We start from the raw sequence: 22,781 nt of genomic DNA, 5'->3' as shown, positions 1-22,781 counted from the left end.
GCTCAGCCGCCGACCAGGTCGACGGAGGTGCCGCCGGTGCAGGCCGCGCCGGGCTCCGGCGTCTGCGGGCCCTGGCGCCAGTCGCGGATGAACTGCTGCAGACGCGTGTCGGTGCCGCTGTCGACGCCGAGCTGACGGCCCCATGCGGTCGCCATGATCGGGTGCTCCTGGTCTTCGTTCGGTGACAGGAGCATGAACTCCTGGGAGGCCAGGTCGCGCAGAGCGTCCAGATCGCCCGCGGAGACGCCGGACTGATAGGTCAGCCAGATGGTGCCGTGCTCGAGGGAGTGGACGGCGTGGTGGTTGGGGACGGGCTCTTCGTAGATCCCGCAGTTCAGCCACGTCGGGTGATGGTCACCACCGACGGGAGGGTTCTGCTTGTACTCCACCCTCGTCTCCACGTGGTTGCGGCCCAGGTCGTCACTGGGGTCGTCCAGCTCGTCATAGGTCACGACGGCGCCCATGCCGGGACGGTTGGTGGCCTGGTCGTAGGCCGCCCACCCCACCAGACCGAAGATCAGGACGAGCACGACGCCCAGCCCGACCCAGATTGCCGAGGTGCCCTTGCGCTCTGAGGCCTTGGCCTTCTTCTGGATGGCGGCCACCCGAGCCTGCCGCTCGGAGGCAGCTCCCTGCGGAGCCTTGCCGCCCTTCTTGGTCTCGCCCTTGGGGATCTTTTTGGTCGAACGGTCCGGCCTGGGCATGCTTCTCCTGAGATCGTGGGATTCGCCGCCCATGGTAACGGGGCCGCCGGCAAGGAATGGTCTCCACCGATCGCGGCGTTGGACCGGCTGCCGGCTCAGTAGGATCACGGCAGACCTGAGTTGCGACGGAGGCCACGGAATGACTGACCTGATCGACACCACCGAGATGTATCTGAAGTCCATCCTCGAGCTGGAGGAGGACGGCGTGGTGCCGCTGCGGGCGCGGATTGCCGAGCGGCTGGGTCACTCCGGCCCCACCGTCTCGCAGACGGTGGCGCGCATGGAGCGCGACGGATTGGTCGAGCTGCAGGACGACCGCCAGCTGGAGTTCACCGAGCACGGCCGCCGGACGGCAGTCCGGGTGATGCGCAAGCACCGCCTCGCAGAGCGCCTGCTCGTTGACGTGATCGGACTGGATCTGCCCCACGTGCACGAGGAGGCCTGCCGCTGGGAGCACGTCATGAGCGACCAGGTCGAGGAGCGCATCCTGGCGATCATCAAGGATCCCCTCGTGTCGCCCTACGGCAACCCCATCCCAGGGTTGGCCGAGCTCGACGACTCCTTCGGTCACACCGCCCCGGCCGGCGGCAGCCATTTGATTGACGTGCTGAGAGGAGCGGCGCAGCAGGACGTCATCGTGGTGCGCATCGGCGAGCCGGCGCAGGTCGAGCCGGACGTGCTCGCCCTGCTCGGAGAGGCAGGCGTGGCCCCGGGACGCACCGTCACGGCGCGCACCGAGGGTGACCGGGTCGTCGTGACGGGCAGCCAGCAGGGGGACACCGCCGTGTCGCTGCCCCAGGACATCGCCGCCCACATCTTCGTGCGCACCGCCGACTGACTGCTGCGGACCTGCGGCTGACTGCTGCGAAACCACCCGTCGACGCCACGCGCGGCCGGGGAAGGCTGCGCGTCCGTGCTGTGAAGTCACTCACAGGAAGCCTGAGAGTTCGGTCAAGCCCTTCGGCGTCGGTGCAGGTGGCGACGTCGAGGGGGACTCTGCGGGTGGACGGTTATCCACAGGGAGTTTACCGAAACGTGACATTCGGCGGATCGGTTGTGTAATCTCGAACCCGCGCCTTTCCCCGAGGGCGTTCCACCCGCAGACGCTGAGTCCTGTCACTGCGGCTGGATCTCTTGAACACCGCTGGCAGGAGCGGGGGACCCAACCAATGGGGCTTCGGCCCCTGGGGCTAAGGGGCCGGCGATGCCGGCCCCCGGGCACACTCCAGCCCGAGTCCGACAGCTCACCCCGCAAGCGCATGGAGAGGCTCCATCGTGACCAACCGCACCATCGGTCGCCACCGCGCGCCCAGTCGGCTGACCGACGCCGGCACCACCATCACCCGTTCCGCCAAGACGACGGCCGTCGTTGCGACCTCCGGAGGCCTGCTGGCCACGGCGATCGGCCCGGCCAGCGCCAGTCCCCAGGGCGTTGTCGACGAGGTTGCCTCAGTCGTCAGCCAGGCTTCGGTGCAGGGCTCCGCCCCCGTCACCGCCATGGACCTGCTCACCCTGTCCATGCCCGTCATGGCTGAGCCCACTGACCTTCCCGCCGTGGCTGTGGCCGCGCCCCAGGACGTCGACATCGAGTTCGGCTCCCTGGGCTTCACCGGTGTGACTCCCGTCGTCGAGGAGCCCGAGCCCGTCGTCGAGGAGGCCCAGTCCACCGTCCAGGAGCCCGCCGCGCAGGAGAGCGCTGCCGAGTCGGCTCCGACGACCACCTCCACCACCGAGGAGCGCACCGAGTCCTCCTCCAGCCGCTCCAACGAGCGTGAGGCGGCCCCGGCCCCCGCACCGGAGCCCAAGCCCGAGCCGGCACCCGCCCCGGCACCGCCCTCCAACGGCGGCGGAGTCCTCGGCGTCGCCGCGGCCTACACCGGCATCCCCTACGTCTACGGCGGCAGCACCCCGTCCGGGTTCGACTGCTCCGGCTACACGTCCTTCGTGTTCCGCCAGGCCGTCGGGATCGAGCTGCCCCGCAGCGCGGCCGGCCAGCAGTCCTACGCCACCCCGGTCAGCAACCCACAGCCCGGAGACCTGGTGTTCTTCGGTTACCCGGCCTACCACGTGGGCATCTACGCCGGGAACGGCATGATGTATGACTCGGGCCGCCCGGGCATCCCGACCCAGCTGCGCGCCGTGTTCAGCGGCGTCAGCGGCTACGGCCGCGTTCTCTGACGCACCCTGCACCACACCAGGAAGGGCCCCGCCACATCGGCGGGGCCCTTCCGTCGTGACGGCCCGATAGCATCCTGGGGACCCCTGCTGGGTGTCGTCACCTGTGTGAGGCCGATCCGTGAACGTCCGGAACTACCGGCTCGCCGCCGACGGGGCCGGGACCGGCGCGGGGCTGGGATCCGGGTCATCCGTCTCGTCGTCGAACTCGCCCAGGATCTGCTCGAGCAGGTCCTCCAACGAGATGAGTCCGACCACCGTGCCGACCCGGTCGGCCACCAGCGCGAGCTGGGCACGCTCCGCACGCATCCGGTGCACCCCATCGATCAGGGGCAGTGACGCAGGGAGAGTGATCGCCTCCTGCACGAGGGAGGTGACGGCATACCCCGTCGCTCCGGTGGCGGTGGCGCGGACCGCGTCGCGGACGTGAACCAATCCGACGATCCGCTCTCCGCGCGTCACGAAGACCCGGGAGCGGCCGGTCTCGCGGCACATCGTCTCGACATCGGTCGCGGTGCCGGTCTCCGGCACGCAGATGGCGTGGGCCACCGGAAACATCACGTCGGCGATTGTCTCCTGCTCAAGGCGCAGAGCACCGGTGAGCATGGCGTGCTCCTCATCGGGCAGGACACCGTGCTGGTGGGACTGGGCGAGCAGCATCTGCAACTCAGCTGGTCCGTGGGTGGCGCTGACGGTGTCCAGCGGTTGCACGCCGAAGACCCGCAGGATCAGGTTGGCCAGCGTGTTCAGCGTCCAGATCAGCGGACGGCTCACCCAGGTGAAGGCGCGGAAGGGCAGGGCCAGCAGGATCGCCGAGGATTCGGGATGGGAGATCGCCCAGGACTTGGGGGCCATCTCGCCGACCACCATGTGCAGAAAGACGACCAGTGCCACCGCGATGATCACCGCGACCACGTGTGTGAGGGCACCCGGCAGACCGGCCCACTGCAGGAGGGGCTCCAGCAGGGTGGCGACGGCGGGCTCGGCGAGGGCGCCGAGTCCTAGGGTGCACAGCGTGATGCCGAGCTGGGCGCCAGCCAGCATGAGGGACAGTTCCCGGCTGGCGGCGACCGCGGACTTGGCGGCACGACTGCCCTGGGCGGCTCGTTCCTCCAACCGGTGACGCTTGGCGGCGACCACGGCGAACTCGGCGCCGACGAAGAAGGCGTTGAGGATCAGCAGGATCACACTGACCCACAGCGCGGTGCCGGTGCTCATCGCGTCTCCTGGGTTGCCGTGGCCAGGTCGTCCTCGAGCCACCCGGGCTGGGCGACCGGCGCGTGCAGCAGGACCGTCTCGGGCACGAAACGCTCGACCGACAGAACATCGAGCCGCACCCGGTTCACCTGGGGTGCGCCGAACTCGTCGCGGTCCTGCCAGGCGACCTCGAGAGTGTCGCCCTCCTGAGCCATCCGCTCCAGCTGCTCCATGATCAGCCCGGAAACCGTGTCGTAGTCCCCGTGCTCCGGGAGCATGACCCCCGTGGTGGAGAAGACCTCGTCCAGCCGGAGGCGTGCCGGGATCTCCCAGGTGCCGTCAGGGCGCTCGGCGGCCGTCTCCTCCTGGTCGTCGCCCTCGTCCCAGATCTCACCGACGACCTCTTCCGCGACGTCCTCGAAGGTGATGACTCCGGCAAAGCCGCCATACTCGTCCACGACCACGGCGATCTGTCGGTGGGCCTGCCGCATCTGCTCCAGCACACGCGGCAGGGGCAGGCTGCCCGGCAGGATCAGCGCCTCGCTGGCCAGGTCACGCACGGTGGCGGACGGGCGTTGGGCGGCGGGCACCTCGAGGAGCTCGTGCAGCCCGATGACCCCGATGATGTCGTCGATGTCCCGACCGATGACCGGGAAGCGGGAGTGCCCGGTCTCGAGCAGTTCCAGCACCCGCGCGGCGGGCTCATCGGCCTGGACGGTCTCCACGTTGATCCGGGGGGTCATGACCTCCTCGGCGACGTGGGCGCGAAAGGCCAGGCCGCGACCCAGGAGCCGGGACAGGTCCTCATCCAGCAGTCCACCGGTGTGTGACTCGTCGATGATGCGGTGCAGTTCCTCCGGCGTCGCACCCTGGGGCAGTTCCTCCAGGGGCTCGATGCCGACGGCGCGCAGCAGCGCGTTGGAGGCGCGGTCGAAGAAGTTGATGATCGGGCCCGCGATGCTCAGATAGAGCAGCGTCGAGCGCGACAGGGCCCTGGCCAGAGGCACGGGTCGGGCGATGGCCAGGTTCTTGGGCCCCAGCTCGCCGAGCACCATCTGGACACCGGTGGCAATGATGAGAGTGATGGCCACCGACAGCGACGTGGTGGCTGCAGCGGACAGGCCGGTGAAGCCCGCGAGCTCGGCAAGCCCGCGGCCCAGGAGCGGCTCCCCGGCGAATCCCACGAGGAGAGCGGTCAGGGTGATGCCGAACTGGGCGCCGGAGAGCGTGAAGGACAGTCGTGAGGTGACCCGCAACGCGCGCTCGGCGGCATGGTCCCCCTCGTCGGCGAGCCGCTGGAGCTGTCCGCGGTCGACCGTGACGTAGGCGAATTCCTGCGCGACGAAGTATCCGGTCAGCGCGGTCAGGAAAAAGATGACGAGCAGGCCGCTGGCAATCAGCACAGTGCGGTCTCCTGCTGGGCAGTGAGGGTGGAGCGCCGGGCCTGGCCCGGCCCGGTACTACTGGGCTCCGCTGGTTCGTCCGCCGTGTCAGCCTGGTGATGCATCCCACCAGAGTAGTGGACCAAGGCCCCCCAGCAGGAATTATCCACCGTCGCCTCGCACCCTCACCCGACGGATCCGGGCACGGACGGTGCGCCAGCTCCGGACTGTCGGTGGTCTCTCCTACGGTGGGGTCATGATCGAGGGAGGAGGACGGGTTGAGGTTCCTGCACACGGCTGACTGGCAGATCGGCATGACGCGTCACTACCTGCGCGGCGAGGCCCAGGCCCGGTTCACGGCCGCCCGGATCGACGCCATTCGCAGCATCGGCGATCTCGCGCAGCAGCAGGGCTGCGAGTTCATCGTCGTGTGCGGTGACGTCTTCGAGACCAACCAGCTCTCCCGACAGACGATCGGGCGTGCCCTGGAGGCGCTGGCCGCCGTTCCCGTCCCGGTCTATCTGCTCCCTGGCAATCACGACCCCCTCGAGCCGGTCACCATCTATCGCAGCCCCCAGTTCGTGCGTGACTGCCCGCCCCACGTGCACGTGCTGACCAGTTCCGACCCGGTCACCGTGCGCGAGGGCGTCGAGCTGATTTCCGCGCCCTGGTCCGGCAAGCACCCGGACACGGACCTGGTCGGGGCAGCGGTCTCGAGTGCGCTGGCTGGACCGCGCATGCCCTCGCTCGGCCAACCCGTCCCGGACGTCTGCGCGCAGGGTCCCGGCAGTGACCTCGTGCGCATCGTCGTGGGGCACGGAGCCGTTGACGTGCTCGACCCCGACCGCGCCAACCCGGCGTCGATCGCGCTTGCGCCACTCGAGCGTGCGCTGGCTGACGGGCACATCCACTACGTCGCCCTCGGCGACCGGCACTCGCGCACCAGCGTGGGGGACAGCGGCGCCGTGTGGTATTCCGGGGCTCCTGAGGTCACAGACTTCCGGGAGCACTTCCCCGGTGACGTCCTCGTGGTCGACCTTGGGCCCGGCGCCGCCCCGGTCGTCACCCCCCACCACGTCGGACGGTGGGTCTATCGGACGATGCACCGCGAGATCAACAACGCGACCGACGTCGCCGCCCTGGCTCGCGACCTCGCGGGGCAGCCTGACAAGGACCGCACCGTGTTGCGGTTGGCCCTGCGAGGAGCGCTCGGGGTGGCGGACCGGGCAGCCCTCGCTGAGCTCCTGGAGGAGCAGGGAGACGTCTTCGCCTGCCTGTCCCTGTGGGAGCGGCACACCAGTCTGCGGACCCACGCCGACGGCAGCGAGCTCGCGGAGCTGGGCCTGGGGGGCTTCCTCGGTGCGGCTGCCGAGGAGATGCACCAGCAGGCACAGGGCGAGCCGGTCCCCGCGGGTGACCACGCACTGGACCTGGCGGAGCTGACCGAGGACGACGATCCACTGGCCTGGGAGTTCAGTGCTGAGGCGCCACCAGATGCGCAGAGCGCTACCGACGCCCTCGCCCTCCTCTACCGGTTCTCCCAGGAGGTGACGCGGTGAGGCTGCACAGTCTGCATCTGCGTGACGTCAAGGGCGTCCAGGAGCGCACGGTTGACTTCCCCGACTCTGGGGTGGTGGTGATCGAGGGTCCTAACGAGATCGGCAAGACGACCCTGCTGGAGGCCTTCGATCTCCTGCTGGACAGCCGGGCCAAGGCCTCCTCCCGCTCCAGGGCCGTCAAGGCGCTCCAGCCCGTCGGCCGCGACGTCGGTCCACGCGTGGAGGCCGAGTTCACGGTCGGAAACCACCGGCTGCGCTTCGCGAAGCAATGGTTGCGCGGGGTCGCGACCGAACTCGACATCATCTCCCCGGTGCGTGAGCACGTCAGCGGCGAGGCAGCCCAACAGCGGTTGGACGGGATCCTGGCCGAATCCCTCGACCGCCCCCTCTGGGATGCGCTGCGCTTCACGCAGGCCGGGGAGCTGGGGCAGATGTCCCTGACCGACAGCGCGGTGCTGACCCGGGCCCTGGACGGGGCCAGCGGGGTTGACCTCCACACGGCCGACGGAGCGCCGCTGCTCGAGCGCGTCGAGGCCGAGTTCCTGCGCTACTTCACCCCGACAGGGCGCGTCGGTGGCGAGCTGAAGGCGGCCCTGGCCGCTGCCTCGGCCGCGCGAGACGATGCGGTGCTGGCGCACGGCGCCGTCAGCGAGACCCAGGAGCTGGTCGAACGGCACGCACGACTGCGGGCCCGGGCCGCTGAGTTGTCGGCACGCGAGGCTGCCCTGGAGGATCGCCTCGAGCGTGCCCGGAGCCAGGACGCAGAGGTGTCCCGGGTCGTCAGTGCGCACGAGGAGTCGACTGCTGCCCTGGCTCAGGCCCGGCAGGACTCGGTGCGCGCGCGGGAGGATCTGTCCCGTCGCGAGCGCGCGGTGGCCGACCTCGCTGCCGTCGAGAGCCGACTCCTTGCGGCACGCGAGAGCGTGGCGCAGCAGCGCCGGGAGCTCGACGACGCCCTGGAGGCAGGGGAGAGCCTGATCCAGGAGCGGGACGCGGCTCGTGAGGCCAGGGAGCGAGCCCGTGCAGTGGCCGAGGTGGCGGCTGCGGACGCCGAGCAGGCCGATGCCCTGGACCGCCTCGCTCGGCTGGATGCTGAGCTCGAGCGGCTGGCAGACCTGCGTCAGCAGGAGCTGCGGCTGCGCGAGGAGCTGCAGACGATCCCGGCGATCGACGCTGCAGTGTTGCGGAAGCTGGAGGCTGCCGAGGGCCAGGTCGTCCGGCTGCGCGCCCGGCAGGAGGCCAGCAGTGCGCGCGTCACGCTTGAGGCCCTGGGCGCGGTGCGCGCCGTGCTGGTCAACGGGGAGGCCATCGACGTCGACACCACCCCGGGGAGCGAGAGCGGACAGGTCGTGGCGGTGCGCGGCGGGCTGTCCATCGAGCTGCCCGACCAGTTGCGGGTCACGGTGACGCCCGAGGCGGGAGGGGCGCAACTGGCCGCAGAACTGCAGGAGGCGGAGGCGTCCTGGGGGCGCCTGCTGGAGCAGGCAGGGGTGGAGGACATCGCTGCAGCCCGGGACGCCACAGCGCGGCGGTCGGCAGCTCGCGCGAGGGTGCAGGCCGTCGGGGAGCGGCGCTCAGATCTGCTCGGAGGCCGGGAGGAGGGGGCGCTCCTGGAGGAGGTGGCTCAGCTCCGTGAGACGCTCGAGAGCCCGGTGAGGACTCGGCCCGACGACTATCCCGTGCCCGAGGACATCACCACGGCACGTGCTGTCTCCAGGGCCGCGGCGCGGGCTCGGACAGAGGCCGAAGCAGCTCTGGAGGAGGCCGTCACCAGGCTGCGTCAGCATGAGCAGCAGGGCGAGCGCCGAGCGCTCGCTGTCGAGCGCAGCCAAACCGTCATCGAGACGCTCAATGAGCGCCTGACCGCTGACCGCGCCCGACTCATCGAGAGCCAGCAGGCCACCCCTGACGACATGCTCCGGGAGCGGATGGCCGCTGCCGAGGCGCGGCACGCCCAGGTCGAGGCACGAGCTGCCGTCACTGGTCGCGAGCTTGACGAGACAGACGTCGCAGGAGTGCGGGCCCGGGTCGGCGAGGCGGAGCAGGGTCAGGCGGAGCACGCCGAGCAGGTCCGCAGCGTTCGGCACGAACAGGCGCAGGTGCACGGCCAGGTCGAGCTTGTGAGCGGCGAGGGACGCCAGGAGACCTATGACCTGGCCCTCGGAGAGTTCCTCCGGCTCCGGCAGGAGCTCGAGGTGGTCCACCGTCGGGCCCGGGCAGCCCGCCAGCTGCGGGAGACGCTCGGCAGGCATCGTGAGACGGCTCACCGTGCCTACGTGCGGCCCTACCGGGAGGAGATCTGCCGACTCGGACGGCTCGTCTACGACGACGGCTTCGACGTGGACATCGACGATGACCTCACCATTCGCAGCCGGACCCTGGCGGGCACCACGGTGGCTTTCGAGCAGCTCTCCGGCGGGGCCAAGGAGCAGCTCGGCATCCTGGCTCGGCTAGCGGTCGCCTCGCTCGTCGACCGTGCCGCGGGAGTGCCGGTTATCATCGACGACGCCCTGGGCTACACCGATCCCGATCGCCTGGACCGCGTCAGTGCGGTCTTCACCGGGCCGGGGCAGGACACACAGGTCGTGCTGCTCACCTGCACGCCGGAGCGTTACCAGGGGATCCTCGGCGCTACCACCATCCGCCTCACTGCCTGAGTCCGGTGGCGTGTCCGTCGGGTGCCGGCGGTGTCCTTGCTGAGCGCGCTCGCACGTCAACCAGCGTGAGCAAACCAGTCGAGCGCGAGATCAGCGACCGCGTTGGGGGCGTCGTCAGTGACGAAGTGGGCTGCCTCGTCCACGTAGGCGAACTCAGCGCGCTCGGCATACCGTTGCGGGTGCCGGCAGACGAGCGCCATGATCTGCTCGTTCCAATACCGGTCCTGGCGACCGAACACGAACCGGGTCGGGACCAAGAGCCGCTGGCGGCGGTAGGTGCCCCGGGCCATCCTGAGGCCCTCGGGCAGGATCATGCCGCGGGTCAGGGAGCGTACGGCGCCGTCAATCTCAGGTCGGCGCAGTGGTGCCAGGTGGACGTCGACGCTCTCGTGAGGGAGGGGACGAGCCAGGTACTCGTCGGTGAAGATGCCGCTCAACGACGCTCCTGGGTGATGCCAGATAAATGGTGGGAGGTGCTTGAAGCCTGGGAGGACCTTGGGGTGGAAGGTCTGCGATTGTCTGCCCAACTCAGCGTGCCCGGCGCGCGACAGCGCTCAACTGGGTCTCGCAGAGCTCGGTAGTCGCCCCACCACACCGGTGGGGCGTCCGCGTCAGTCCGCCCACTATGGGCTACCGAGCTCGGGGATCTCGATCACCTGCCGAGGTTCCGGATGCTGGGATCGACGTGGCAGGCCGAGTCGAGCCTGACGTGGCGCAGGCACTAGTATTCAACTATGACGCGAGGAGACATTATCTTGGACGTCCTTGTTGTCGACGACGATTTTATGGTCGCCAAGATCCATGCAGAGTATGTGCGTTCACTTCCTGGCTTTCGCGTTGTTGGCGCCGCGAACACTGGCGCGGAAGCACTCGAAGAAGTCGCTCGCCTCCACCCGAATGTCATTCTCCTTGACGTGCACCTGCCAGACATGAGCGGACTGGACGTCCTGAGCCAACTACGCAGGGATGCCATGGCAGTCGACGCCATCATTGTCACGGCAGAACGTGGCGCCGAGTACGTCCGGGCGGCACTACGAGGCGGCGCGACTCAATATCTTGTCAAGCCCTTTGATCTCGACGAACTGAAGGAGCGACTGGAGCACTACCGCCACACGGTGAGTAAGCTTCCAGAAGGCAGAATCGACCAGCGTTCCATTGATGCTGTCTTCCCCGCACCGGTCAGCCCCACTTCCACAACTCCGGCACCCAAAGGTCTGAGCGCTGAGAGCGTCAACCTGGTCCGCAATGCCCTGCGGGATCAGGGCGAGATGTCTGCCTCGGATGCTGCTCAGGAAACAGGAATGGCAAGGGTGAGCGCCAGGCGCTATCTCGAGCATCTCGTCAGCCGTGGCGAGGCTTCGGTGCGCTTGCAGTACGGCGCTGGCCGCCCTACCCGCCTGTACAAACTACGCAACGCGTCCACTTAGCCCAAGGGCTGCCGCTCTTGCGCCGCCGGTGAAGCACGGCACTCATCGTGCGTGACGGTAGCGACGGTGGCGCTCCTTGAGCCGTACGTCCGTGGGCGTCGTGAGCAACTCCCGAACGTGTGCCCCACAAACCGCCGCGATGCGCAGGCAGAATGCCTCAGGTTCGTCTGCAGCGTCGGGGTACTCAGGGACGATCTCGTCAACGACGCCTGTGGAACGCAGGTCGATCGCGCGTATGCGGTGGAGCTCGGCCATCTGAGGCGCCTGCTCACCGGTGCGATGCACGATAGCGCTGGCGCCTTCTGGTGGTAATGGCGCTATCCATCCGTGCTCGGCGCACACGGTCCGATCAGCGGGCATCAGCGCTAGTGCGCCGCCGCCGCTCCCCTCACCCAAGATGACTGAGACCACCGGCACCTCGACCGTCGCCAGGGCGGCCAGACAACGAGCGATCTCACCCGCCATCCCGCCATGTTCAGCTTCTGCGGAGAGCTCGGCGCCGGGCGTGTCGACAACTGTCATCAGCGGCAGCCCAAGTTCCTCTGCCAGGGCGATTCCGCGCTGGGCAACTCTCAACCCAGCTGGACCGAGGTAGGAATTCTGCTGAGCCTGCCGGTCCTGACCCACGAGGACGCACGAGAAGCCCTGAAATCGCGCCAAGCCCATGATGACAGTCAGATCCGACTCGCCCGAGCTGGTGCCGCGCAGCGGGATGAAAGCCTCAGCAGCGTGCCGCAGCAGCTCGCGAAGGCCCGGGCGGTGCGCTCTTCGCGTGGCCTGTACTGACCCCCAGGCGTCACGGGAGGCAAGCACGTCCGCGTCTGGCTCGTTGTGGTGCTCACCGATGGGTTGTTGCGGTGACTGCAGGACATCCAGGGCGTCGATCGCGGCGGCCCGCACCTGGTCAACCGGGAGCACCCCATCGATGACTCCCCGCGTGGCCAGGTTCTCAGCAACCTGAACCCCATCCGGGAAGGGCGCGCCGACTAGGACCTCGCGCACGCGGGGTCCCAGGAACCCAATGAGCGCCCCTGGCTCCGCGATGGAGAGGTGCCCTAGAGACCCCCACGAAGCAAGGACGCCGCCCGTCGTGGGGTCGCGCAAGTAGACCAGGTAGGGAAGACCAGCCGCCTTGTGAGCAGCCACGGCCTGCCCGATCTTGACCATCTGCAGAAACGCGGGCGTCCCTTCCTGCATCCGAGTTCCGCCCGACGAGGGCGAGGCCAACATGGCAAGCCCCTCTGCCGTCGCTCGCTCGAACGCAGCCGTGATCCGCTCGCTCGCCGCCGCGCCGACGGAACCCGCCAGGAAGGCGAAGTCGCTGACCACGACAGCCACACGGCGCCCAGCGAGTTGACCCTCGCCGGTCATGACCGCCTCATCCACCCCTGCGCGCACGGCGGCGCGTGCCAGCAGTTGCGAGTACTCCTCCCCCAGGTCCGGTTGCTGGGGCTCGCTGTCCCACGAGATGAAGGTGCCCTCGTCCAGCACAGTCGCCAGGACTTCACGCGCGGCGAGCCGGGGCATCTCAGGCCTCCCGCAGCCAAGCACGAACGGCGGGACCGTGCTCGTCGAGTCGCGGTGGACTGGTGTGCATGTGCGGCGTCAGTTCCGCGCCGCTGGCGTCGAAGAACCGCAAGGGCGGACCCGGCAGGCGCACCGACCCCAACGTCGGATGCTCAACCTCGACAACTAACCCCTGTGAGCGTGTTTGGTCCCACTCGTAGACCTCGTCCAGCGTCCGGACCCGACCTGCTGGCACGCCCGCTGTGGCTAGCCTCTTCAGGGCGTCGTCAACCGTTAGACCGGCGAACGCGTCCTCGAGCGTCTTGATCACCAGTTCTCTGTTCGTGACCCTCTGTGCGTTGGATGCCATGCCAGCCGCTTGCGCGTCCAGGGCGAACTCGGTACACAGCCGCTGCCACAGGCCTTCGTTCCCGCACGCAACCTGGAGCGCGCCACCTCTGCACCGGAACAGCCCGTAGGGGGCGATGGACGGGTGGTGGTTGCCCTGAGCCGTGGGCACCTCCCCTGCCACTGTCCACCGGGTTCCCTGAAACGCATGGACGCCGACGATCGATGCCAGCAACGAAGTGCGTACCACCTGTCCGCGTCCGGTTCGTTGACGCTCCAACAGCGCTGCCACGACGCCGTACGCGCCGTACATCCCGGCGAGCAGGTCTCCGATTGGGACCCCCACGCGTTGGAGGTCGTGGGGACCTGAGCCCGTCACGGACATCAACCCGGCCTCGCCCTGTGCGATCTGGTCGTAGCCCGCGCGACCGCCCTCTGGGCCGTCGTGACCGAACCCTGAGATCGACAGGAGCACCAGGCCGGGGTTGATCTTCGCGAGCACTTCGGGAGGGAACCCCAGCCGATCCAGCGTCCCGGGCCGGAAGTTCTCCATGAGCACGTCCGCCCGGGAGAGCAGCTCGGTCAGCATCGCCTGTCCCTCCGACGACTTCAGGTCGAGGGCCACCGACTCCTTGTTGCGGTTGCACGACAGGAAGTAGGTCGCGACACCGATCCCGTCCGATCCATCAACGAAGGGAGGGCCCCAGGCGCGCGTCTCGTCTCCGCCGTCTGGTACCTCAACCTTGATGACGCGGGCGCCAAGGTCAGCCATCATCATCGCAGCGTGCGGCCCAGCCAGTGCGCGTGTCAGGTCAACCACCGTCACGCCCTGGAGCGGGCCTTGTCGTTCCACCATGTCGCTTCAGCGTCCTCGGCTCAGCCTTCTGGGGTCTCCGCCAATCCGTTCCCGCGGACGAAGCGATCCTCGATCTCGAAGTAGCTGTCCAACCCCATCAGCGCGTTCCACTCAGCAGGCGTGGCCATGAGATGGCGCACGCTCGTGCTCTGTCCTTCGTCCCGCAGGGTTGCCAGCGCCCGCCTGGCGGCACCCACCATTGAGTACCTGACGACTCCCGGGTACAGGGCGAGGGAGAAGCCCAGCTCACCGATCTCAGCGACGCCCATGGTCGCCATGGGTCCCTTTTCCTCGACAAGGGTGAGCAGAGGGGCGTCGATCGTGTCCATGAGGATCTTGACGTCCTCAGGGTCGCGGACTCCAACCACGAGAGCGGAGTCCGCGCCCAACTCGATTGCTGCCTGGGCACGACGAGCAGCAGCCTTGACCCCCAAGGTGTTGGTTGCGTCAGTGCGCGCGATGATCACAAAGTCGTCATCCTCGCGAGCCCACAGCGCAGCTTCGATCTTTCCGAGATACTCACGCTCACTCACGACTGGAATGGGCACGTCGAGCACACCGCAGCGCTTCGGCGTGACCTGATCTTCCAGCTTGATGCCGGCGACGCCCGCACCCTCCAGCTCCACGACAGTGCGAGTCACGTTGACTGCCGTTCCATAGCCAGTGTCGGCGTCGAAGATGACGGGGATGTCGACGGCTGTCGCGATGTTGTGAGCGACCTGGGCGCTCTCCGTGAGCGTCACGAGGCCGATGTCCGGCTTTCCCAAGAGGCTTGCGGCCACCCCGTTGCCCGTGACGCTCACCGCTTGAAAACCTGCGTCCTGAGCAAGCCTTGCAGACAGGCCATCAAAGATGGATGGCACCTGTGTCACGGTGCCGTCGTGGAGCAGTTCCTTCAGTCTCTTGCGGGCGTTCACGAGTCTCCTTCAGGTCGATGCGAGGGTTCTCCTCACCCTGCCCGACCATGGACTCTTGAAGCGACCTTGAGGTGGCAACTATCGTTGTGGTCGTTGTGGCCACGGGAGACGTGCAGTGAAGACCGCGCCCGGGTCATTGCAGGCGTCGATCTCACCACCCCGTTTGAGGCAGACGTGTCGGGCGAGTGCGAGGCCGATCCCGCGAGATTGGTCCTGAGCCTTCGTGCTGACACCAGCTTGAAAAAGCGAGTCAAGCACCTCGTCAGCGATACCAGGACCCGAGTCGCGCACCTCGATGATGATGAACCCTCCTTCCTCATGCAAGGCCATCTCAATCCAGGGACCAGTCCTACCTGCCACGGCATCCAGCGCATTTTCGACGAAGTTGCCCAGGATAGTTTCCAGATCTGCGGCGACATCCAAGGGAACCACGCCAAGTCGGGTTCTCGAAGCAATTCGAAAGGAGACACCGCGCTCGGAGGCAACGCTGCTCTTGGCGACAATCAACGCCGCGACCGTGGGATCTGCAATCCTTGACGTCACGTCGTGAAGCAACTGGTTGTGGGCAGCGCGCAGATCGTTAACGTATTGCTGAGCACGTTCTGGTCGCCCTATTTTGAGTAGCCCAGAGATCGTGTGCAGCCTGTTACTGAACTCGTGAGTCTGGGCACGAAGGGCGTCTGAGGTGTGACGTGTCACGTCTAACTCGTGCCGCAGGTTCACGATCTCCGTCCGATCTCGCAGGGTTGTCACTGAACCGATGAGTTCACCTCGTGAGTGGACAGGCATGCGGCTCGTCACGACGACTCGTGGGCCGGCATTGAGGACCTGTTCCCCTGAGCCACGGTCCTTCATGAAGGCAGAGGACACTTGCTCAGGCAGACCTAGATGGTCCATCCGGCGGCCGATGACGTCTCCGTCCAGCCCGAGCAACTCCAGTGCCTTGTCGTTGGCGAGGGTGACGCTGTCGTTCAGGTCGAGGCCGACGACTCCCTCGCGGATTCCGTAGAGGAAGGCCTCTCTGTTCTCCACGAGGCCCACGATTTCTCGCGGCTCCAGGCCAAGCGTTTGTCGCTTGATCCTGTTCGCAAGCAACGTCGAGCCAGCCACGCCGAGGACGATGGCAACTGCGAGATACGCGAGGAGATCGGGCGCATTGGCGTTGAGTTGCGAGGTGAAGCTTGGGTAGTAGCGACCAACCACGACGTAGCCGAGTCGTCGACCACTGTCTGCGTCGAGAACAGGAACGTGGGCCTGGACCGTCGAGCGCCCGTCCAGGTCCTGGACACCGACCCACGCTCTGCCCTCCACCACGGCGCTGTCCTCGAAATCCCACCCCTCGTCGAGGTGTTCTGGCACCTGACTGGCTGTCACGATGCCGTCCGAGGTGAGGACGACCACGAAGTCGGCGCCTGATACCGACTGCACGCGGGTGGCCGCGGGGGCGATGGTCCCCGAGGGGAACATACCTCGCAGACCGCCACGGACGATGGAGTCGGTGGCGAAGGTTTCGGCGAGAGCGAGGACGCGGTTCCCGGCGCTCCTGCGGAAGTCGTGAGTCGACTGCGCATAGACGACCGGCACCACGGCGCCCAGCGCGATGACGATGATCACGACCTGGAGGACCAGCAACTGCTTGGTCAGGGACAACCGGTTGAGCCACATCTTGGGGACCCTAGTGGCAGTCTGCTGTCGCGCGGGAGCCGTCGGTCGCACCCACTAGCGTGGCCACAAGGAACACAACGATCATTGGAAGCGCAAGGGTGACACCCTCCACCTTGCGGAAGAGGATCCCTCAAGCAGTCCCACTCACCTGGAGGATCCAATGAAGAATCTTTCCCGCGCACGCATGTTGACGATGCTGCTCGCCGTCACCCTAGCCAGCACCGCCTGCTCTGGCGGAGCTTCCGAGGACGGTGAGCTGACCGAGCTCCGCTATATGGTCCCCAACGCGGCAGGAAGCGGGTGGGACATGACCGCCCGCACGGCTGCCGCGGCCATGGAAGGCGAAGGGAGCCTGAATCGTGTCGACGTTTTCAACGTGGACGGCGCGAACGGGACGGTCGGCTTGGCGCGCCTCGTCGACGACGACGGCAACGGCGAGCTCGTCATGCAGATGGGGTTCGGGCTGGTCGCGGCAACAGTGTCGCAGGAGTCGGCGATCACCTTCTCAGATACGACTCCCGTTGCGAAGCTGATCGATGACTACCTCGCGGTCACCGTGCCCGCCGACTCGGAGTTCGAGGACCTGGAGAGCCTCATCGCCGCCTGGCAGGCAGAGCCGAACCTGAAGATTGGAGGCGGCTCAGCAATCGGCGGTGCCGATCACCTTGCGCCCCTCCTCATAGCCGAGGCGAACGGCATCTCTCGAACCGACGTCAACTACGTCACGTTCGGGGGCAGCGGGGTACTACCGGCAGTGCTCGGTGGCCAGGTTGACTTTGCCTTCACCAGCGCGGCGGACGTCGGTGAACTCGTTGAGGCCGGCGAACTGCGCGTGCTCGCAACAACGGGCCCGACGCGGTACGAAGGCCTGCCCGACGTGCCGACGCTGTCCGAGGCGGGGACCGAGGTCGAGGTTGCCAACTGGAGGGGTGTTGTGGCACCTCCCGACCTGGAGGACGCGGAGATTGAGGCACTGATCGCCGCCTTCGACGAGGTCCATGCCTCCGATCACTGGCAGACGGCGATGGAGCGAAACGGCTGGATCGACGCCTACATGACAGGCGACGAGTTCAGCGCCTACCTTGAGGACCAGCAGGCTCAGATCAGCGTGGCCCTTGAGGGCCTCGACTCGTGAGCCAGGTGCCGAACGCTGCGGCCGATCGGTGGAAAGGAGCATCAGAACTCGGAGTTGCCGCACTCCTGCTCGCGTGTGGAGTGGTCGCGCTCGTTGACGCCTCGACCCTCAGCGACAATGCGGCCAGCAGGGGGCCACTGGGTTCGGCAGTCATGCCGACCGCGGTTGGGATTCTGCTGGTCGGTTGTGCCCTGGCCCTCACGATTGATGTGTTCCGGGGTGGACGCGGCGAGATGGACGGTGGTGAAGACATTGATCTGGACTCACCACCCGCGTGGCCTGCCTTCACCGCAGTTGCCGGTGTCTTCCTGGCCAACGCCGTCTTGATCGAGACCCTCGGGTGGCCCATATCGGGAGCACTCCTGTTCTGGGGATCTGCTGTGGCACTGGGTAGTCGCAGGTTCCTAAGGGACATCGCGATCGCGCTCCTCATGTCCTTCGGAAGTTACTTCCTCTTCGTCGAGGTCATGAGAATTCACCTGCCGGCCGGAATCCTGTCTGGAGTGCTGTGATGGATACCCTGAACGCACTGCTTGACGGCTTTCAGGCAGCCTTCACTCCGACCTATCTCCTGTTTGCCCTCCTGGGCGTGGTCATGGGAACCGCGGTTGGGGTGCTTCCGGGGATCGGCCCCGCCATGACGGTCGCGCTGTTGCTGCCGGTCACCTTCGCGCTCGACCCCACCGGATCCATCATCATGTTCGCCGGCATTTACTACGGCGCGATGTACGGCGGATCGACGACGTCGATTCTCTTGAAGACTCCGGGCGAGGCCTCAGCGGTGATGACCGCGATCGAAGGCAACAAGATGGCGCGGGCGGGAAGGGCTCCACAGGCCCTCGCAACCGCAGCCATCGGATCCTTCGTGGCGGGCACCATCGCAACGGCCGCCCTTGTCCTGGTGGCACCAATCGTTGTGGGTTTCGCTATCTCGATCACACCAGCGGACTACTTCGCCCTGATGTTGGTTGCCTTCGCCGCTGTCACGATGGTGCTGGGCGCCTCCAGGATCCGTGGGCTCGCGTCCCTGGGCCTCGGGCTCCTCATCGGCCTGATCGGCATTGACATCACTACGGGGCAGGACAGACTGACCTTCGGGGTGCCCGGACTACTAGACGGCGTTGATGTCGTCATCGTCGCCGTCGGCATCTTCGCGGTGGGTGAAGCCCTCTGGATCGCCTTGCACTTGCGCAGGAAGCCCGTCGACCTCATCGAGGTTGGACGCCCCTGGATGAGCAAGGAGGACTGGCAGCGTTCCTGGAAGCCCTGGCTTCGTGGTGCTGCCATAGGCTTCCCATTTGGGGCCATGCCAGCCGGTGGTGCTGAGATCCCGACGTACCTGTCGTTCGTCACCGAGAAGAGATTGTCCAAGAAGCCGGAGGAGTTCGGCCATGGGGCCATCGAGGGAGTAGCTGGCCCTGAAGCAGCCAACAACGCCTCCGCTGCTGGAGTCCTCGTCCCGCTGCTGACGCTTGGTCTGCCGACGTCAGCAACAGCAGCAGTTCTCCTCGCGGCCTTCCAGCAGTTCGGAATTCAGCCAGGACCGCTGCTGCTCGAGAGCCAGCCCGCCCTCGTCTGGACGCTGATTGCCAGCCTCTTCATCGGCAACACCCTGCTTCTGGTGCTGAACCTGCCGTTGGCGCCCGTGTGGGCCAAGCTGTTGAAGATCCCCAGGCCCTACCTCTACGCAGGCATCCTGTTCTTTGCGGCGATCGGCTCCTACGCGGCGGATGGAACGCCAATCGGCCTCTACACCCTCTTCGTGATGGGCCTGCTCGGCGTGGTGATGCGGCGATACGGCCTGTCCGTCGTGCCCCTGATCATCGGGGTGATCCTCGGACCTCGTGCCGAGCTCCAGCTACGGCGCGCCCTTCAGCTCAGCGACGGCGACGTCTCTGCGCTGGTGGCGTCACCGCTATCGATCATTCTGTACAGCGTGCTGGTGCTCGCCGTGGTGGCGCCTCTGATCTGGCGTTGGTGGTCCCGCAGCAGGCAGAGCCAGGACCGGGAGTTGGTGGACACCCATGCACCGTGAGTCCCAGCCCTCTGACCGCGCTCTACGAGAGACCGTGAGCGACGCCTGCGCGGACACTCAACGGTGAGATCCAGGCCTCGCCCTCGACGATGGCAAGGGTGGGCGCCGCTTCTGCTGCACGCGCTGTTGATTCAGACCGTCAGCTTCTCCATTCGACCCGCTGCCACCTACGAGGGCCTTGAGCTAGGAATACCGCCAGCGCTGCTGGGAAGCCTCTCCGCCGCCTATGCTGTTGCACCCTTGCTCTTGGCCCTCTCGGTGGGGCGGGCAGTGGATCGTCTTGGCGAACGTATCGTCCTGACATGCGGGGGTGCACTGCTCCTGCTGACGTGTCTTGTCATGCTGCTCGGACCGTCTGGGTTCGGATGGCTTGTCGCTTCTCTGGCGCTCCTGGGCGTTGCCCATCTCATGTCAGTCGTCGGGGAGCAGACAGCCGTTGCCCACCTTGGCGAAGGACGAACGGACGCGGCCTTTGGTCGTTACACCTTCGCCAGCTCGGCGGGGCAGATGTTGGGGCCGCTCGCCATCTCCATCGCCGGCGGATCTCAGAGCCGCCCTGACATCGGGCCGGTCCTGATCCTGGGAACCGTGTTGGCCGCGGCTGCCACCGTCCTGTCGCTGTTCATCAAGGGCGGGCCACGTCTTCCAGAGGTGAACCGGTCCCGAGGGACGGGCTTCGGGCTCTTGCGAGACGCGAGGCTGCGTGGCGCTGTCATCACCAGTGGCGTCGTCATGGCCTCCGTCGACATCACCCTCGTCTTCCTTCCGGCGCTGGGGGATGAACGCAATCTGCCAGCCGCGTTGGTGGGGACAGCACTTGCCGTCCGGGCAGCCGCCTCGATGACGGTCCGTCTCACAGTATGGCGGCTCGTCGCATGGCTCGGGCGCGGCGTCACCATTGCCGCTGGAATGACACTCGCCGCGGCAGGCCTCGTCGCCATCGCCGCGATCGACTCGCCCACGGCTCTGATGCTCGGCGCCGGTGCAGTGGGTGCAGGCCTGGGGGTCTGCCAACCACTGACCATGTCACTCGTGGCCGATCTTGCGCCGCCGGGGCGCCGGGGCGTGGCCATGACATTACGAATCTTTGGCAACAGGCTCGGGCTCGTCATCATCCCGAGCGCCGTGGGCGTGGCCGCTACCGGAGCCGGCGCCCCGGCCGTCCTGGTGTCAACTGGTCTCCTGCTCGGGGTCGCGACCCTGCTCGCCAGACGCAGCACCTAGGTCCGTCGCCTTATCCCACCGCTGCGCCAGGAGCAGGAAGCTCACCAGCCAGTGGGTCGCCATGAAGTCCCCGCCACCTGGGGCAGCACGGCCGCCACCTGGGCGTCAGCAGACCGGTGCAGTATGTCGGCGCGCCGGCCCCCCCCCCCCCCCCCCCCAGCGACCTCGCCAGAGTGCGGAGCTGCCAGGCGCGGGAGAGGGACAGGCCAAGCAGGTGGGCGCCCTGACCGTCGGTCGTGTCCAGGACCGAGGGCGGCTCGAGCAGGTGGGCGTGGGCGCCCTCGCCGAGGCCGGGCAGGAAGCGGTCGAGCCAGGGCCTGAACTCCTCCTCCAGCACCGTCTGCATGAGCGCCGCCTCGGACCGCACGAGAAGGAACACGCCCGCAACCACCTGGCACGTCACGTCCAAGCGGGACGCCTCGCGCCGGAGCAGGCGGCCTCCTACGTCATGGCCAAGGGAGTCTCCGACCGAGGCGGCAAGCGCCTGCGTCTGCTCCTCGAGAAGGCCGGGTGACCAGGTGACGTTCACAGCACTCCACCGTTACCTCGGCGATCGACCCGGCCCGCTCACCGACGACATGATCGAGCGTGCCATCTCACAGGGGCTCCGCGAGACAGATGACCTGGACTGGAAGTCCGAGCTGCCACCACTCGGGACAATCCCGAACTCGGACTTTCCCAAGGACATTGCCGCCATGGCCAACAGCGGTGGCGGCACCCTGGTCTTCGGCGTCACCGAGCATCAGAAGGCAGCCGTCGGGCGCAAGGACACCAGGGAGCTGAGCGAGAACTACGAGCGGGGTCTGCGCAGTGCGGTCGTGACAGCGATCAGCCCGCCGATCTTCGGGCTCGACGTCGTCCAGCTCGGAGAGCCCGGCAACCAGTGCGTGGTCGTCGGATCCCGCCGAGCGTCGACGGCCCGCACTTGATCTACAAGAAGGAGTACTTCGCCGCTCCGATCCGCAACGACGCCGACACCGTCTGGATGAAGGAACGCCAGATCGAAGCGATGTACCGAGCACGATTCGATGAGCGCCGGCGATCCGCCGAGGTACTCGACAAGCTGTACTACGAGTGGGCCGCGATCCGCGCACCCGAAAGCCCTGCCTGGATCGTCGCGGTCGCGCATCCACGGCTGCCCTCGACGGTCACTAACCGTCCGGACCACGCGACCGCCAGAATGGCCTTTGAGAAGGCGAGCAAGGACTCTCTCGTCTACGTCGGACGGGGCAGCCGTGATCCGCTTGAAAACGTCGACCGGAACACCCCTCGCTCTGGCCTGCGCCGCTGGACTGCTCGCCCGGGATCGACGGCGACAGCCAGCGCTGGAAGGAAGCCCGGATCAGCATCCACGACGACAGCTCCGTCAGCCTCGCCGCGACGGTCGGCGGCCACCCCCGTTCGAGCACCGAGTACAACGACCGCCACGTCGTGGCGTCGCGAGACGTCGAGGTGGCGATCGCTGACTTCATGGGCCTGATCCGAGAAGTCAGCAACCGGCTGGGACTGGGTGAGTATGAGGTCAAGGTCGGCTTCGAGTGGGACAAGATCGACCGGCTCCAGATCTGGACCACCGACGAGATGAACTACGCCTACTCCGGCAGCACGATCCCGCTTGCGCAATACACCCCGATCGAGGTCACGGTGCGAGCGAACGCGGATGGTCATGACTTCCACCAGCAGGTGCACGACGTCGCACTCGACTGCGTGAACCAGGGCGGTATCGCCCACGTCCAGACCATCTCGCCGGCGAGGGCCTGACATGCAGCGGCTCTACGACGCTGCGTTCGCCAGACACGATCGTGCCAAGGCGAAGCGGCGCGAGTTCGGTGAGTGCTGGGCAAGGTACATCACGGGGCACCCCTGGGACATCGACGTGCGGAACGTTGACCCGAGCACACTGGAGATCCTCGCCATCATGCGAGAGCCGGCGCCGGTCGAACTGGCCTGATCTTCTCAGAGTGGCTAGCTGCGCTTAGAGCTGCGCTGGACAA

The 22,781-nt window shown here is 67.2% G+C and carries 22 protein-coding genes and 1 riboswitch; of the genes, 13 read left to right on the top strand and 9 right to left on the bottom strand.

Features of this window, described 5'->3' with window-relative positions:
• Nucleotides 1–2: 2 nt before the first annotated feature.
• Nucleotides 3–704, bottom strand: coding sequence for a DUF3105 domain-containing protein (locus FNH13_RS17080; protein WP_165700161.1), 702 nt, complete (start codon nucleotides 702–704; stop codon nucleotides 3–5).
• Between the two features lie 139 nt (nucleotides 705–843).
• Here FNH13_RS17080 and FNH13_RS17075 point away from each other — a divergent pair, with 139 nt between their 5' ends.
• Together FNH13_RS17075 and FNH13_RS19865 are read left to right on the top strand one after the other, a co-directional pair.
• Entirely contained in the window at nucleotides 844–1,542 is a 699-nt protein-coding gene (locus tag FNH13_RS17075; RefSeq protein ID WP_143784554.1) for a metal-dependent transcriptional regulator, read from the top strand.
• A gap of 275 nt (nucleotides 1,543–1,817) precedes the next feature.
• Nucleotides 1,818–1,976, top strand: a riboswitch (cyclic di-AMP (ydaO/yuaA leader).
• A gap of 3 nt (nucleotides 1,977–1,979) precedes the next feature.
• Nucleotides 1,980–2,882, top strand: a complete 903-nt coding sequence (locus FNH13_RS19865; protein WP_143784553.1) for a C40 family peptidase — start codon at nucleotides 1,980–1,982, stop codon at nucleotides 2,880–2,882.
• A 132-nt stretch (nucleotides 2,883–3,014) separates the two neighbouring features.
• Here FNH13_RS19865 and FNH13_RS17065 read toward each other — a convergent pair whose 3' ends face one another.
• Nucleotides 3,015–4,097, bottom strand: coding sequence for a hemolysin family protein (locus FNH13_RS17065; protein WP_143784552.1), 1,083 nt, complete (start codon nucleotides 4,095–4,097; stop codon nucleotides 3,015–3,017).
• On the bottom strand, nucleotides 4,094–5,479 hold the full coding sequence (locus FNH13_RS17060) for a hemolysin family protein (RefSeq protein WP_143784551.1): 1,386 nt from the start codon (nucleotides 5,477–5,479) through the stop codon (nucleotides 4,094–4,096). The genes FNH13_RS17065 and FNH13_RS17060 overlap by 4 nt, the downstream gene beginning before the upstream one ends.
• A gap of 257 nt (nucleotides 5,480–5,736) precedes the next feature.
• Between FNH13_RS17060 and FNH13_RS17055 the strand changes: the two genes are divergently transcribed.
• Together FNH13_RS17055 and FNH13_RS17050 are read left to right on the top strand one after the other, a co-directional pair.
• Complete coding sequence (locus FNH13_RS17055) at nucleotides 5,737–7,017, top strand: metallophosphoesterase family protein (protein ID WP_228266463.1); 1,281 nt, start codon at nucleotides 5,737–5,739, stop codon at nucleotides 7,015–7,017.
• The gene (locus FNH13_RS17050; RefSeq protein WP_143784550.1) at nucleotides 7,014–9,674 is read left to right on the top strand and encodes an AAA family ATPase; all 2,661 of its coding nucleotides are present in this window, start codon (nucleotides 7,014–7,016) and stop codon (nucleotides 9,672–9,674) included. Before FNH13_RS17055 ends, FNH13_RS17050 begins: the two co-directional genes overlap by 4 nt.
• Nucleotides 9,675–9,730: 56 nt before the next feature.
• Here the strand turns inward: FNH13_RS17050 and FNH13_RS17045 are convergent, their stop codons facing one another.
• Complete coding sequence (locus FNH13_RS17045) at nucleotides 9,731–10,111, bottom strand: alpha/beta fold hydrolase (RefSeq protein ID WP_143784549.1); 381 nt, start codon at nucleotides 10,109–10,111, stop codon at nucleotides 9,731–9,733.
• Nucleotides 10,112–10,408: 297 nt separating this feature from the next.
• Here FNH13_RS17045 and FNH13_RS17040 point away from each other — a divergent pair, with 297 nt between their 5' ends.
• Nucleotides 10,409–11,101 carry a response regulator gene (locus FNH13_RS17040; RefSeq protein WP_228266462.1) on the top strand — a complete coding sequence of 231 codons (693 nt, stop codon included), beginning with the start codon at nucleotides 10,409–10,411 and terminating at the stop codon, nucleotides 11,099–11,101.
• Between the two features lie 42 nt (nucleotides 11,102–11,143).
• On the opposite strand, the gene FNH13_RS17035 is transcribed toward FNH13_RS17040, so the two are convergent.
• The 4 genes from FNH13_RS17035 to FNH13_RS17020 form a co-directional block, all read right to left on the bottom strand.
• Complete coding sequence (locus FNH13_RS17035) at nucleotides 11,144–12,628, bottom strand: carboxyl transferase domain-containing protein (protein WP_143784548.1); 1,485 nt, start codon at nucleotides 12,626–12,628, stop codon at nucleotides 11,144–11,146.
• A 1-nt stretch (nucleotide 12,629) separates the two neighbouring features.
• Nucleotides 12,630–13,811 carry a CaiB/BaiF CoA transferase family protein gene (locus tag FNH13_RS17030; RefSeq protein ID WP_143784547.1) on the bottom strand — a complete coding sequence of 394 codons (1,182 nt, stop codon included), beginning with the start codon at nucleotides 13,809–13,811 and terminating at the stop codon, nucleotides 12,630–12,632.
• Between the two features lie 20 nt (nucleotides 13,812–13,831).
• Complete coding sequence (locus FNH13_RS17025; RefSeq protein ID WP_143784546.1) at nucleotides 13,832–14,728, bottom strand: isocitrate lyase/PEP mutase family protein; 897 nt, start codon at nucleotides 14,726–14,728, stop codon at nucleotides 13,832–13,834.
• 78 nt (nucleotides 14,729–14,806) lie between these two features.
• Nucleotides 14,807–16,393, bottom strand: a complete 1,587-nt coding sequence (locus tag FNH13_RS17020) for a sensor histidine kinase (protein ID WP_143784545.1) — start codon at nucleotides 16,391–16,393, stop codon at nucleotides 14,807–14,809.
• Between the two features lie 160 nt (nucleotides 16,394–16,553).
• On the opposite strand from FNH13_RS17020, the gene FNH13_RS17015 reads away from it, so the two are divergent.
• The 4 genes from FNH13_RS17015 to FNH13_RS17000 all read left to right on the top strand — a co-directional run bounded on the left by FNH13_RS17015 (nucleotide 16,554) and on the right by FNH13_RS17000 (nucleotide 20,787).
• Complete coding sequence (locus FNH13_RS17015; protein ID WP_143784544.1) at nucleotides 16,554–17,528, top strand: Bug family tripartite tricarboxylate transporter substrate binding protein; 975 nt, start codon at nucleotides 16,554–16,556, stop codon at nucleotides 17,526–17,528.
• Nucleotides 17,525–18,040 (top strand): tripartite tricarboxylate transporter TctB family protein, encoded by a 516-nt coding sequence (locus FNH13_RS17010; RefSeq protein ID WP_228266461.1) that lies wholly within the window; start codon nucleotides 17,525–17,527, stop codon nucleotides 18,038–18,040. The genes FNH13_RS17015 and FNH13_RS17010 overlap by 4 nt, the downstream gene beginning before the upstream one ends.
• Nucleotides 18,040–19,563 (top strand): tripartite tricarboxylate transporter permease, encoded by a 1,524-nt coding sequence (locus tag FNH13_RS17005; RefSeq protein WP_143784543.1) that lies wholly within the window; start codon nucleotides 18,040–18,042, stop codon nucleotides 19,561–19,563. The genes FNH13_RS17010 and FNH13_RS17005 overlap by 1 nt, the downstream gene beginning before the upstream one ends.
• Before the next feature lie 126 nt (nucleotides 19,564–19,689).
• Entirely contained in the window at nucleotides 19,690–20,787 is a 1,098-nt protein-coding gene (locus tag FNH13_RS17000) for an MFS transporter (protein WP_143784542.1), read from the top strand.
• A gap of 10 nt (nucleotides 20,788–20,797) precedes the next feature.
• Here the strand turns inward: FNH13_RS17000 and FNH13_RS20010 are convergent, their stop codons facing one another.
• Complete coding sequence (locus tag FNH13_RS20010; protein WP_407669984.1) at nucleotides 20,798–21,085, bottom strand: DUF2891 family protein; 288 nt, start codon at nucleotides 21,083–21,085, stop codon at nucleotides 20,798–20,800.
• On the opposite strand from FNH13_RS20010, the gene FNH13_RS19640 reads away from it, so the two are divergent.
• The 4 genes from FNH13_RS19640 (at nucleotide 21,002) to FNH13_RS16980 (ending at nucleotide 22,738) form a co-directional block, all read left to right on the top strand.
• The gene (locus FNH13_RS19640) at nucleotides 21,002–21,301 is read left to right on the top strand and encodes a hypothetical protein (protein WP_228266459.1); all 300 of its coding nucleotides are present in this window, start codon (nucleotides 21,002–21,004) and stop codon (nucleotides 21,299–21,301) included. The genes FNH13_RS20010 and FNH13_RS19640 overlap by 84 nt on opposite strands.
• 4 nt (nucleotides 21,302–21,305) lie before the next feature.
• Nucleotides 21,306–21,716 carry an AlbA family DNA-binding domain-containing protein gene (locus tag FNH13_RS19365; RefSeq protein WP_202878816.1) on the top strand — a complete coding sequence of 137 codons (411 nt, stop codon included), beginning with the start codon at nucleotides 21,306–21,308 and terminating at the stop codon, nucleotides 21,714–21,716.
• Between the two features lie 502 nt (nucleotides 21,717–22,218).
• The gene (locus FNH13_RS19360; protein WP_202878815.1) at nucleotides 22,219–22,548 is read left to right on the top strand and encodes a hypothetical protein; all 330 of its coding nucleotides are present in this window, start codon (nucleotides 22,219–22,221) and stop codon (nucleotides 22,546–22,548) included.
• Between the two features lies 1 nt (nucleotide 22,549).
• Nucleotides 22,550–22,738, top strand: a complete 189-nt coding sequence (locus tag FNH13_RS16980; RefSeq protein ID WP_143784540.1) for a hypothetical protein — start codon at nucleotides 22,550–22,552, stop codon at nucleotides 22,736–22,738.
• The last annotated feature ends 43 nt before the right edge of the window (nucleotides 22,739–22,781 follow it).

The organism is Ornithinimicrobium ciconiae, from assembly GCF_007197575.1.
Classification (GTDB): domain Bacteria; phylum Actinomycetota; class Actinomycetes; order Actinomycetales; family Dermatophilaceae; genus Ornithinicoccus; species Ornithinicoccus ciconiae.
The sequence above is the reverse complement of the archived record's forward strand: the minus strand, read 5'-3'. Positions and strand labels throughout refer to the sequence as shown.

What these genes read in the sequence shown, in the direction of transcription:
- FNH13_RS17080 (WP_165700161.1), bottom strand. Translation starts at nt 704, where the DNA reads ATGCCCAGGCCGGACCGTTCGACCAAAAAGATCCCCAAGGGCGAGACC.
- FNH13_RS17075 (WP_143784554.1), top strand. Translation starts at nt 844, where the DNA reads ATGACTGACCTGATCGACACCACCGAGATGTATCTGAAGTCCATCCTC.
- FNH13_RS17065 (WP_143784552.1), bottom strand. Translation starts at nt 4,097, where the DNA reads ATGAGCACCGGCACCGCGCTGTGGGTCAGTGTGATCCTGCTGATCCTC.
- FNH13_RS17040 (WP_228266462.1), top strand. Translation starts at nt 10,409, where the DNA reads ATGACGCGAGGAGACATTATCTTGGACGTCCTTGTTGTCGACGACGAT.
- FNH13_RS17035 (WP_143784548.1), bottom strand. Translation starts at nt 12,628, where the DNA reads ATGCCCCGGCTCGCCGCGCGTGAAGTCCTGGCGACTGTGCTGGACGAG.
- FNH13_RS17030 (WP_143784547.1), bottom strand. Translation starts at nt 13,811, where the DNA reads ATGGTGGAACGACAAGGCCCGCTCCAGGGCGTGACGGTGGTTGACCTG.
- FNH13_RS17020 (WP_143784545.1), bottom strand. Translation starts at nt 16,393, where the DNA reads ATGTGGCTCAACCGGTTGTCCCTGACCAAGCAGTTGCTGGTCCTCCAG.
- FNH13_RS17015 (WP_143784544.1), top strand. Translation starts at nt 16,554, where the DNA reads ATGAAGAATCTTTCCCGCGCACGCATGTTGACGATGCTGCTCGCCGTC.
- FNH13_RS17005 (WP_143784543.1), top strand. Translation starts at nt 18,040, where the DNA reads ATGGATACCCTGAACGCACTGCTTGACGGCTTTCAGGCAGCCTTCACT.
- FNH13_RS16980 (WP_143784540.1), top strand. Translation starts at nt 22,550, where the DNA reads ATGCAGCGGCTCTACGACGCTGCGTTCGCCAGACACGATCGTGCCAAG.